Below are 12,287 nucleotides of genomic sequence, written 5' to 3' on the forward strand. Positions count from 1 at the left end.
CTTTTTACATGGTTTCTGCGGGTCTATGTTTCTTTATTTCGTTGCCCAAACAATGATATAGCATAAAACAGAGATTATACTGGTCAATTCTGACCTGGGGATTCCATTGTCCTGGTAGTGATGTCTCCTGCCCGGACAGCTCTAAAAACTTTTTGTGCCTCAAAGGGTCACTGAGGCGATTCTGATAAGAGTCTGATTCGAGAGTTCAAATAAATTCCAGGAACTCAAATCTTAAGCATTTTAATGAATAAAACGGCTCGTATAGAATTTTTAATTTTGTAATTGAATATTTGGGGAAAATCGAAGATGAGTGATATGACACTTAAGGAGAGGCTAATAAATGCCCTCGAGGGAAAGACAGTTGACAAAGTGCCTGTTTGTTCGGTGACCCAGACCGGGATCGTGGAACTGATGGATGAAGTCGGGGCTCCCTGGCCTGAAGCTCACTCTGACGCCGGGCTTATGGCAAAGCTGGCAATTGCAAATCATGAACTGAGCGGGCTTGAAGCTGTAAGGGTTCCTTACTGCCTGACCGTGCTTGCCCAGGCCATGGGCTGTGAGGTCAACATGGGTACCAAGAACAGGCAGCCTTCGGTTACTGCGCATCCTTATCCCAAGGATCTGGGGGGCCTGAAAATGCCCGATAATTTGCTGGGAACGGGCAGAATTCCTGTTGTGCTTGAAGCCATAAAGATTATCAAAGAAAAAGTAGGTCCCGATGTCCCGGTGATCGGGGGTATGGAAGGGCCGGTAACCCTTGCCTCGGATCTCTCAAGTGTAAAATCCTTTATGAAATGGTCCATTAAAAAACCTGACCTTTTCGAACAGATTCTGGATTTCGCAGCCGAGGCCACGGTAGTCTATGCAAATGCCATGGTTGAAGCGGGAGCTGACATAATTTCTGTTGCAGACCCGGTTGCGTCTCCTGACCTCATGAGTCCTGATACTTTCAAAACCGAACTGGAACCGCGACTGCAGAAGTTTTCCTCCGGCGTGAGCAGCGTAACTGTCCTTCACGTCTGCGGAAATGTGAACCCTATCCTCGACTATATGGCAGATTGCGGCTTTGAAGGGCTCAGTGTCGAGGAAAAGATTGGCAGTGTAAAGAAGGCAAAGGAAGTCCTCGGAACCCGGTCAAGGCTGGTAGGGAATATCTCAAGCCCCTTCACTCTGCTCCCCGGCCCTGTTGAGAAGATCAAGGCCGAATCCAGGCAGGCTCTTGAAGACGGCGTCGATGTACTTGCCCCGGGATGCGGGATTGCTCCTATGACTCCGGTTGCCAACATCAAAGCAATGGTCGAAGCAAGAGACGAGTATTACGCTTGAAGAGCCCGAAAAATAGAAATATATTTTTTAAATTTTTACTTTCCAATTTTACTATCTACTTTTTAATTTTTAAGTTTAGTTAGACAAAATAGTGGAGAGTTTGTGTTTACCTGTGAAGCTAAATGTGGTTTTCGGGCTTAAGGATAGTATTCTTTCAGCTCTCGGAAAATTCTCAAAAATCCGAATATTTAAAAAAGCCTGAATGTTGAAGATTGCTAAAAAATAAAAAAAGGAAGAACAGGCCCATTTAGAGGCCGTAGTTCTCCGGCAGGAAGACTTTGACTTCCTTCTTATATTTGTCCAGGCAGTCGCTCATGAACTTGTCCTTGTCGTCTGTGAGGCCCTCAAAAGCAGCTTTTGCATCTGCAAGGGCTTTGGCTTCGAACCTGGAGAGTTCAAGTTTGCCGTTTGCACCTTCTTCGACGATCGCGATAGACTCGAGTGCTGCGTTCTTGGCACGGAGGTAAATATCGTTTCCATCCTTAGCTATCGCTTCTCCTACTCTGTAAGCGTTCTGATAGGCGAGAACATATCCCTGGGGGTCTCTGTACATATCCGAAGCTGCGAACATATCTCTCAGAATTTTTTCATTACCTGAATCAAGAGCTACATTCATCAGAGCACAGTCGTATGCAAGAGTCTCGGACCAGCACTGAACCGTGGTACCGCCGAATTCACCGTGGTATTCAACGGACTCGTTGGACCAGAGGTCACAGCACTGCATGGTCAGGTTACCCATCAGGTCAGAGTGGGCACAGGTTGAGGTCTTACCTTCCTGAGCCATCGGGACACCTGCAATGGACTTGACAATGGTGTTTTCGTATCCGCAGTCCTTTCCAGGACCAATTGCGCCGGCTTCATACGCAACCAGGGTCCTGGGGGCAGAGATTGCTCTTGCAATAATTGCGATGCTGTGGGCAAGGTTCTTGTCAAGCAGGCCTCCTGCGATGAACATCGCGGTGTTTGCCTGGGCACAGTCTGTGTCACCGGCTGCAACAGTGCCGGTCTTCTTTGCAATGTCGGCAATGTCGGACCAGATCATTTCCATGTCCATGCTGCCGAGCATACCGATACCGTAAAGGACTCCTGCCATATCGTTTCTGAGAATCGCATAGTCAAAGACTTCTTTGCCACCCATTGATTCTACAGAAAGCAAGTCTGCGCCGTTCTGGGCACATTGTTCAAAGGCTTCTATAAAGGTGTTGTACTTATCTCCCCTGAGCTGGAGGAAGTCTCTGCTTTCACGGATATCACCGATTGTGTGGCGAAGGGCGCACTTTATGCCATACTCGTCATGGTAATCTTCCATGATGGTTTTCTGGGCATGGGCAACGGCTGCTCCCCAGTCTGGGTTGTTTGACATCTGCTGGACGTGTTCGGTTTCGAGCACGACAGAGGGGGCTCCGATCTGGACCATCCTTGCCATAATGTCAGTGGTGATCCTTTCGTATTCTTTTATGAGTTTTTCCTTGGATGCGCCTGCTTCAGGCCTTGGAGCATAGTTCACTTCAGGGGTTGTGTAGCCAGCACCGATTTCAAGCCCGAGTCCTGCTTTGACAGGTTTTGTAGCTTTTCCGAAGACCATCTCGTCTGCTGAAGAATAAGCCATCTTAGTACATCTTGTTACTGCCATTTACTCAACCTCCTCAGTGTTTGTGGAATTTCTCCCTCAGCTTTACAATATTGTCCCCATGTTCCTTGATGAAATCAGCCATTTTCGGGGCATCCGATGCTTCTTCACCATACACGCCGAGCTCATACTGGGACACAAAGTCCTGGTTTACAGCTCCCCCGCCGCATGCGAAGGGAATCCTGTAGCCTTTCTCCATTAGCTTGTCATTGATCTCTTTGAAGGCATACATGGTTGTGGTCATGAGAGCCGTACCTGTCAGCATCAGTGGGCTTTCCTTTTCCACGGACTCTATGACTTCGTCGACAGGGACATCTCTTCCGAGGTCAATCACATCGTAGCCGTTTGCTCTTAGCAGTGCAACCACAATGTTCTTGCCTATGTCGTGGACGTCACCTTCTGCCACGTGGCAGACGACTTTGCCCTTGACTTCAGGAGCTTTCCCGGCTTTTTGCTTAAGGAATTCTATACCTTCCAGCATGGCGTCAGCAGACATCATGACATTTGGCAGGAAAATAACTCCATCATCGTAAAGCTTGGAGACTACGCCCATTCCTACCATTAAGGAATCATTGATGAGGGCCATCGGGTCCTTTCCAGAGTCGATAGCTTTCTGCAGTCCTTCTACAACGTCATCTTCTTCTCCCTCGAAGATGGCTTTTGCAACCGGATATATTAAAGAGTCTTTTGGATAGAGCTCTTCTGCGGCCTCTTCCGGTGTCATTTCCTTTTCCATTTGAACGTTGTAACGAACCAGAATACCACTGGGGTCTATATCTATCAAATACTTAACCTCCATTTAGCATTTGAGGAGCAAATATCCCTCGTCATTTGCAGGAATTTCTGTTTATTTTTAGAGGGCCAAAGCCGAGTTGAAAATAAAATCTCCGCTACCTAGAACTTAATAAGGTTTTAATGCCCTACTATTCTCCATTCTTAGACATTAACAACTATTCAATGTCTAACTGGATATAAATTCCCAATTTCTTCCCAATTTCTTAAAGGGACTTCTAACTCCCCTTAATTTAATTGGGATTCGCCATATATAAAATTCACTGAGCCATCTAAAGGTTCTATGCATGTTCTCTGCTTGCAATTAATGTTTCTTCTCTTGTTTTCGTACTCTTCTTTTATTGCAAGAACCTGGGTTTTTCCTGAAAAATTGTAATTTTGGGTGTAATTTTGTAGTAAAAATAATCTACTATATGATGAAAAAATTTCTAAAATATAAGATTTAATATTATTAGTTGACTTTTTAATAACAATTTTAATGTTATTTTTCCTTAATCTTCTTTATTTATTTTGATTTTATGTACTTTTTCTGATAATTGTTTTATCGATCCTTTTTGGAATAATTTATCGAAATGTATTTATTCAAGTACTGCATCAAGGTATCTCCCTGATCTTAAGTGATCAGATGGCAGTGTTCATGTGGATTTACAGCAAAAATTTCTTTTGCAAAACGTCTGTATGGAAAAAAAACTGTTCGACAAGAATCTTTATATATAAGAACTGTCTTGTATGTATCCCTCACACAAATCGAATGTGTGAGTCGAGTGCATCTGTTTCGATTTCAACACTCGAAATGCCAAAATCTTTCCCTGATCCAAACAAGAAGGTCTTCTGTTTCGGATCTTTGTAAATATTAACACAAAGATGCAAAATACAAAGGTATATATATGAGAACCGTCTTGTATGTATCCCTCACACAATGCGGTTGTGTGGGTTTAATTACAAAATCTCTTTCATCTTTTAATGGAGTCAGGAGTTCTTTCCTGTCTGACGAGGATTTGTCGGTTCGGTTAATTCTGGGTGATAGATGTTTTTCAAACATATCTATCGCGAAATGAACTAACTGAATTGATGTTGTTAGTGCAAGTTTCTGCGACCAAGACCTTTAATTTTAAGTGTGCGATACATTAACAATTCTGGTTGATCCTGCCAGAGGTTACTGCTATCGGTGTTCGCCTAAGCCATGCGAGTCATATGTTCTTCGTGAACATGGCGTACTGCTCAGTAACACGTGGATAACCTGCCCTTGGGTCCGGGATAACCCCGGGAAACTGGGGATAATACCGGATAACGCATATGTGCTGGAATGCTTTATGCGTCAAACGGATTCGTCTGCCCAAGGATGGGTCTGCGGCCTATCAGGTAGTAGTGGGTGTAATGTACCTACTAGCCGACAACGGGTACGGGTTGTGAGAGCAAGAGCCCGGAGATGGATTCTGAGACATGAATCCAGGCCCTACGGGGCGCAGCAGGCGCGAAAACTTTACAATGCGGGAAACCGTGATAAGGGGACACCGAGTGCCAGCATCATATGCTGGCTGTCCGGGTGTGTAAAATACACCTGTTAGCAAGGGCCGGGCAAGACCGGTGCCAGCCGCCGCGGTAACACCGGCGGCCCGAGTGGTGATCGTGATTATTGGGTCTAAAGGGTCCGTAGCCGGTTTGGTCAGTCCTCCGGGAAATCTGATAGCTCAACTATTAGGCTTTCGGGGGATACTGCCAGACTTGGAACCGGGAGAGGTAAGAGGTACTACAGGGGTAGGAGTGAAATCTTGTAATCCCTGTGGGACCACCTGTGGCGAAGGCGTCTTACCAGAACGGGTTCGACGGTGAGGGACGAAAGCTGGGGGCACGAACCGGATTAGATACCCGGGTAGTCCCAGCCGTAAACGATGCTCGCTAGGTGTCAGGCATGGCGCGACCGTGTCTGGTGCCGCAGGGAAGCCGTGAAGCGAGCCACCTGGGAAGTACGGCCGCAAGGCTGAAACTTAAAGGAATTGGCGGGGGAGCACAACAACGGGTGGAGCCTGCGGTTTAATTGGACTCAACGCCGGACAACTCACCGGGGACGACAGCAATATGTAGGCCAGGCTGAAGACCTTGCCTGAATCGCTGAGAGGAGGTGCATGGCCGTCGCCAGTTCGTACTGTGAAGCATCCTGTTAAGTCAGGCAACGAGCGAGACCCGTGCCCACTGTTACCAGCATGTCCTCCGGGACGATGGGTACTCTGTGGGGACCGCCGGTGTTAAATCGGAGGAAGGTGCGGGCCACGGTAGGTCAGTATGCCCCGAATTTCCCGGGCTACACGCGGGCTACAATGAATGGGACAATGGGTCCCTTCCCCGAAAGGGGTTGGTAATCTCACAAACCCATCCGTAGTTCGGATCGAGGGCTGTAACTCGCCCTCGTGAAGCTGGAATCCGTAGTAATCGCGTTTCAATATAGCGCGGTGAATACGTCCCTGCTCCTTGCACACACCGCCCGTCAAACCACCCGAGTGAGGTATGGGTGAGGGCACGGACTCAGTGCCGTGTTCGAACCTGAATTTTGCAAGGGGGGTTAAGTCGTAACAAGGTAGCCGTAGGGGAATCTGCGGCTGGATCACCTCCTAAGCCGAAAAAACACTATCACTCAGATGCCGATAAACCGAACAAATCCTCAAACCTGAGGTCCTTTACGGATCTCTAGTCTCTCTCGGGCTTGTAGATCAGCTGGAAGATCGCTGCCTTTGCAAGGCAGAGGCCCTGGGTTCGAGTCCCAGCAAGTCCATTTTTATGCACCCGGAAAGTAGTTTTTCGGGGAAGGATGGATAGCCTGCGCGGAACCGCAGGCATATGAAGTCGTGTATAGGTGCTGTATACTGGACGCTTACTGGACCTGGTTAGGTAATTAGGAATTATGCTATCAGGTGGATGGCTCGGCTCAAGAGCTGATGAAGGACGTGCCAAGCTGCGATAAGCCCGGGGTAGGTGCATGGAGCCAATGAACCCGGGATTTCCGAATGGGACCTCTCCGTAGTGATCATTCATGATCGGGAACGCTCCGAATTGAAACATCTCAGTAGGAGCAGGAAAAGAAATCAATTGAGATGCCGTAAGTAACGGCGAGTGAACACGGCACAGTTCAAACCGAATCCCTTCGGGGACATGTGGTGTTGTAGGGCTGTTCAAACGTCTGGCGGCCAAATCGAACTTGCCTGGAACGGCAGACCATAGAGTGTGACAGTCACTTAGATGTACGCCAAAAGACCGGAACATGTCCCTGAGTACCGTGCGTTGGATATCGTGCGGGAATTTGGGGGGCACCAACCTCCAAAACTAAATACTCCTTGAGACCGATAGCGAAATAGTAGGGTGACCGAACGCTGAAAAGTACCCCGAGAAGGGAGGTGCAAAGTGCCTGAAACCTGATAGTGATGGAACGATACGGCATGAAAGGATCTCTGACATGAAGGAATCATCCGCGAGGATTTAGTACGAATGTCACTGCCAGTGTCGTATCTTACGTTTTGAAGAACGGGCCAGGGAGTGTATCTTGGTGGCGATGGCTAACCTTTTACCTGGGCAGCCGAAGCGAAAGCAACATGTGCGCAGCCTTCGGGCGAGGCACGACGTATACAAGTGCGTGGAGTCACCAGGGTACGACCCGAAGCCGGGTGATCTAGGCGTGGGCAGGTTGAAGCGTGGCGAAAGCTACGTGGAGGACCGCAAACGGTATTGATCTGCAAATCATTCGTGTGACCTGCGTCTCGTAGTGAAATGCTAATCTAACCCGGCATCCGCTGGTTCCTTCCGAAACATGTCGCAGCATGACCTGACTGGAGATCGTCGGTGGAGTAGAGCACTGATTGGCGATTCCGGGGGGGAAACCCCTCGCTCGCTTGTCAAACTCCAAACCCCCCGTCATCTTAGAAAGTCGGAGTCCGGACTGCTGGGGTAAGCTTGTAGTCCGTAAGGGAGACAACCCAGCCCGTGGTTAAGGTCCCCAAGTGTCGACTAAGTGTTAATACTAAAGGGCGTCCCAAGCCCCAGACAGCTGGAAGGTTAGCTTAGAAGCAGCTACCCTTTAAAGAGTGCGTAACAGCTCACCAGTCGAGGTTTGGGGCCCCGAAAATTGACGGGGCTCAAGTCGACCACCGACACCACGGAGTACCGCAAGGTAATCTCGTAGGAAGGCGTTGTGTTCGGGCCGAAGCAGGGCTGTGAAGTCCTGTGGACCGTTCACAAACGAAAATCCTGGTAATAGTAGCAGCATAGCAGGGTGAGACTCCCTGCCGCCGAAGGGGCCAGGTTTCCTCGGCAATGTTCGTCAGCCGAGGGTTAGTCGGTCCTAAGACGTACCGTAATTCGAGTACGCCGAAAGGGAAACAGGTTAATATTCCTGTACCATTTAGCGCTTAGTCTGACGTCTCAGGGCAGGCCGAGCGGCGTCGTCGCGCCGTCTAAGCAGCGAACCCCGTGGAGAGCCGTAATGGCGAGAATCGGGCGAATCTGTAATGGCTAAAGTCGGCTGCACCCCGGGACCCGTGAAAAGGACAGCTAAATGTCCGTACCTAGAACTGACACAGGTGCCCCTAGCTGAAAAGGCTAAGGCGTTTCGGAGTAATTCAGTTAAGGGAATTCGGCAAATTAGCTCCGTAACTTCGGGATAAGGAGTGCCTGCTGTGAAGACAGCAGGTCGCAGTGACCAGGGGGCTCTAACTGTCTAATACCAACATAGGAGATTGCAAACCCGTAAGGGCTAGTACAATCTCTGAATCCTGCTCAGTGCAGGTACCTGAAACCCCGGTTCAACGGGAAGAAGGGCCTGTAAACAGCGGGGGTAACTATGACCCTCTTAAGGTAGCGTAGTACCTTGTCGCTTAATTGGCGACTTGCATGAATGGATCAATGAGAGCCCTACTGTCCCTAACTGGAGTCCGGTGAAGCTTACATTCTAGTGCACAGTCTAGAGACCTCTAGGGGGAAGTGAAGACCCCGTGGAGCTTTACTGCAGCCTGTCGTTGGGTTGTGGTTCTGGATGTACAGTGTAGGTAGGAGGCATCGAAGCGGGTGCGCCAGCATTCGTGGAGCCGTCCTTGGGACACTACCCTTCTGGAACCGCGACCCTAACTCTGAGAAGAGGACCCCGATAGGTGGGCAGTTTGCCTGGGGCGGGACGCCCTTGAAAAGATATCAAGGGCGCGCAATGGTTGACTCAAGCGGGTCGGAAACTCGCTGAAGAGTGCAAGAGCATAAGTCAGCCTGACGTTATTCAGCATAGCAGTGGATGACGAGACGAAAGTCGGCTCTAGCGAACTTTTGAGCCTCCTTGGTGGGGGCCAAAAATGACAGAAAAGTTACCCCGGGGATAATTGAGTCGTTGCCGGCAAGAGTACATATCGACCCGGCAGCTTGCTACCTCGATGTCGGTTCTTTCCATCCTGGCCGTGCAGCAGCGGCCAAGGGTGAGGTTGTTCGCCTATTAAAGGAGATCGTGAGCTGGGTTTAGACCGTCGTGAGACAGGTCGGTTACTATCTACTAGAGGTGCCAGAGGTCTGCGGGTAAGCTGCTTTTAGTACGAGAGGAACCAAGCAGCGGCGCCACTGGTGTACCGGTTGTCCGACAGGGCATCGCCGGGCAGCTACGCGCTCAGGAATAAGAGCTGAATGCATCTAAGCTCGAACTCTGACCTAAAAAGAGACCTCTCTAAGGATTCCGGTAAAAGACCGGTTTGATAGAAACGGGATGTAAGCACCAAGGCAACGAGGTGTTCAGTCCGCGTTAACTAACCATTCGTTCCTTTCACTTAATTCAGGTCCAGGCGAAATCCGGTATGCAGCACATCTATACATGACTTTTCCCATATCCTATTTATAGGTCGAGTTTGGCGGCCACAGCGGCAGGGCAACTCCTGTACCCATCCCGAACACAGCAGATAAGCCTGCCCGCGTTCCTTACTGTACTGAAGTGTGCGAGCCTTCGGGAACTCTGGATCGCTGCCAAATTCACCCTATACTACTTACTATTTTAGAATTGAGTTTTTGAATTGCTTTTTAAAATTGCTTTTTGAATCGTTTTTGTATTTTACTGTTGTTTTTTGTGAATCTCTAATATTCTTTCAACAATTCTTTAATTTTGTATCCTGATACTTTCGAATCAGGCGGGACAATTTCTCAATTTCCTGTTCTTTTAATTCCCGCTTGCCGTTTCATATACGAGGTGGGTGCGCCTCCGGTATATTTATGAGGACCGGAGGAGTGAAAAATAGCTTAATTTATACCGGGTGCTGCAAAAAGAGTTTTATGGCTTATTCTCCCCTCAGCTCAAGCCCTGCCTTAACTCCTTTCATTACAGACTTGGTAATCTTTTTTCCGAACTCCGTACTTGAGCCTGCATAGGGAATTTCCTGCTTTTCTTTATTTTCCGGGTCAGTTTCTGAGTTCTTCTCATAGGCTACAATCACAGCATCCGTGTTTGTACCCAGGAAAGTGTAGCCTTTTTCAAGAAGTACAAGCCCTTTAGCTTCGGTAGCGGTGATAATCGCCCCGAAGAGAGCTGTTTCTGATAGTCTTGCTTTTGAGATTAATATTATGTTTATGGTTCCTATTTTTGCTCTGAATTCCGAGCCATTGCTTACGCCAGCGGTTATGAAGGCGGTTAGATAGTCGTCTTCAATGACCTGGAAGTACTTCATTTTGACAGCTGTCAGAAGGCCGAAGTAAGCTGCATCTAAGCCCAGTTTCAAGGCCTCTTCTTTTACGAACCCCTGAGGGTCAGGAGGGTTGAAGGTTCTTGGAACCTGTTTGTTGAAAAGATAGTTTATCTGTGCTCGGCCGCCGTTTAAGCCCGTGCTTACGGCTTCAAAATCGCCTTCAATGACAAGAGTATTGTCCTTTACATAGTATCGCATATGATGATCACGTTTTTCCCAGAGGATATATGCTTATGGTTCCAGTCAAGATAATGCTTATTGATTAAATATGGGACGGCATGCTCCGGAGACAATTCCTGGATTTTGCATTACATTTCAAAGCTGCAACTTTGGAAGATCCGAAAGTATATCTCTTTAGCCTTCATATATTATATGTATATATATAGGGATATTGTTACAATATCTATGTATTTGGATTAACTATATATTGGAGGCGATCTTAGTATGTTTGTGCCAAAAACATTACCCCGTTACCACCATCTCTACACCTTGAATGACCCAAACTCTTTTTCTGAAAGTGCCTCTTCCGTGGTAACGGGTAAAAAAATTGTTATTAGAACATAAAGCAGTACTATCAATAGATAAACTATGAACAAGGTGCTGGACAGCCAATGAAAAACGAGTATTATTCCCCAAAGGTGCAGTTTTCTTCTTTTCAATGATCGATAACTGAGAATAGTAAGTAAAGGGCTAGTTTTGAGTTGTTAGAACATAGATAACGTAACCGTTTTGAAATTTGCTTAATAACTCACGGACACGATCTACATTCTATTTTTTTGAATGCCATTTTTAATAAAATGTTTTTGAATGCTATTTCAAGTTTGCCATTTTACAATCCGCTTTTGAGTATGTTGTTTTTGATTTCCTATCGTTAAATGTGCCGAATTTCACACTTTCAGTTTTATTCCTCACCAATTTCTTTCCTGAATTCGACGTAATCTCTCTCAACTTCTTCAAGTTCGTATTCCATTTTATCCCTCCGTTTAGAGTTATGATGTCCGAAATTCTTTCATAGTAATTCGCAGTTGAAAAGAATATTTCACTTCATTACGGGTCCGAATCATAACGTTGCCAGAAAACCATGTAAAAATGGCTTTGAAGACTTTTCTTCACTTGTATTTTCCATCTTTTACTTCTCCTATCCCAATTTATAGTTCCTCATCACTTTCAATAGGAACACGGTAACCTATTTCCTATTTAATTATATATATACTTTTCTCACATTTGCTGAAATTTATGTCAACTACTCTGCGATTCAGTACAACTGTACGGATAACATTGAAAAAGCGGCATGGTACAATAATTCCCTGAAAAAAGGATCTGGTGTATGGAATTCTCCTTATTTCGGGGTGGGAGATTTTACACATTTCAATGCACCCGAACTTTATTTTAATGTTGAAATCAAAGGGGACTTTAAGGCCCCTCTTGTTTCCAACCTTCTGCCCGTTATAGTGATATCCATCCTTTTGTTTGTAGTGCTTACGATCACGACCCGGGGTGAGAAGAAAACCCTTTTCAGGTTCAGTTCTCAAATATGGCCTTGAATACGATTCTATTTATGGAGATTCTGGAGATCCAGTCCCTGAACATGATATTAAGTACTATTTTAACACAGAAGAACATCCCGTTTTTTTATAAATTCTGAATTATATTTAAGTTCTGAGTTGTTGTAATAATCTGAAAGAAAGATTCAAATACGATAATACAAATCGAGTCAGCTACCATTATAGTATATGCCTTAAAGTTATCGAATGCAGCCAAACGTGAATGATCTCTTATTATTCGGATAATGTAATAATTATGATAATAACTTACTCGATAATTATAAAATGTTAGGTATTTTT

Annotated in this window: 5 protein-coding genes, 1 tRNA gene and 3 rRNA genes; 6 read left to right on the plus strand and 3 right to left on the minus strand. The window is 46.6% G+C overall.

Translation table 11 applies throughout. The annotated features are described in order from the left end of the window. Positions 1-306 precede the first annotated feature (306 nt). Complete coding sequence (gene mtaA / locus MSSIT_RS06620) at positions 307-1,326, plus strand: methylcobamide:CoM methyltransferase MtaA (RefSeq protein WP_048171026.1); 1,020 nt, start codon at positions 307-309, stop codon at positions 1,324-1,326. A 247-nt stretch (positions 1,327-1,573) separates the two neighbouring features. On the opposite strand, the gene mtaB is transcribed toward mtaA, so the two are convergent. Beyond that, on the minus strand, positions 1,574-2,959 hold the full coding sequence (gene mtaB, locus MSSIT_RS06625) for a methanol--corrinoid protein co-methyltransferase MtaB (RefSeq protein WP_048171028.1): 1,386 nt from the start codon (positions 2,957-2,959) through the stop codon (positions 1,574-1,576). Positions 2,960-2,972: 13 nt separating this feature from the next. Next, positions 2,973-3,755 (minus strand): methanol--corrinoid protein MtaC, encoded by a 783-nt coding sequence (gene mtaC, locus MSSIT_RS06630; protein ID WP_187151875.1) that lies wholly within the window; start codon positions 3,753-3,755, stop codon positions 2,973-2,975. Positions 3,756-4,881: 1,126 nt separating this feature from the next. On the opposite strand from mtaC, the gene MSSIT_RS06635 reads away from it, so the two are divergent. The 4 genes from MSSIT_RS06635 (at position 4,882) to rrf (ending at position 9,736) form a co-directional block, all read left to right on the plus strand. Beyond that, a 16S ribosomal RNA gene (locus MSSIT_RS06635) occupies positions 4,882-6,359 on the plus strand. A gap of 86 nt (positions 6,360-6,445) precedes the next feature. Next, positions 6,446-6,518: transfer RNA gene (locus tag MSSIT_RS06640), tRNA-Ala, on the plus strand. Between the two features lie 118 nt (positions 6,519-6,636). After that, positions 6,637-9,540, plus strand: a 23S ribosomal RNA gene (locus tag MSSIT_RS06645). A gap of 74 nt (positions 9,541-9,614) precedes the next feature. Next, positions 9,615-9,736: ribosomal RNA gene (gene rrf, locus MSSIT_RS06650) — 5S ribosomal RNA — on the plus strand. Together the 16S, 23S and 5S rRNA genes with 1 tRNA gene alongside form the textbook arrangement of a ribosomal RNA operon. 302 nt (positions 9,737-10,038) lie before the next feature. Here the strand turns inward: rrf and MSSIT_RS06655 are convergent. Further along, complete coding sequence (locus tag MSSIT_RS06655; protein WP_048171034.1) at positions 10,039-10,641, minus strand: adenosylcobinamide amidohydrolase; 603 nt, start codon at positions 10,639-10,641, stop codon at positions 10,039-10,041. A gap of 1,151 nt (positions 10,642-11,792) precedes the next feature. Between MSSIT_RS06655 and MSSIT_RS06660 the strand changes: the two genes are divergently transcribed. After that, on the plus strand, positions 11,793-11,987 hold the full coding sequence (locus tag MSSIT_RS06660) for a hypothetical protein (protein ID WP_048171036.1): 195 nt from the start codon (positions 11,793-11,795) through the stop codon (positions 11,985-11,987). The last annotated feature ends 300 nt before the right edge of the window (positions 11,988-12,287 follow it).

It is taken from the genome of Methanosarcina siciliae T4/M, from assembly GCF_000970085.1.
Lineage (GTDB): Archaea > Halobacteriota > Methanosarcinia > Methanosarcinales > Methanosarcinaceae > Methanosarcina > Methanosarcina siciliae.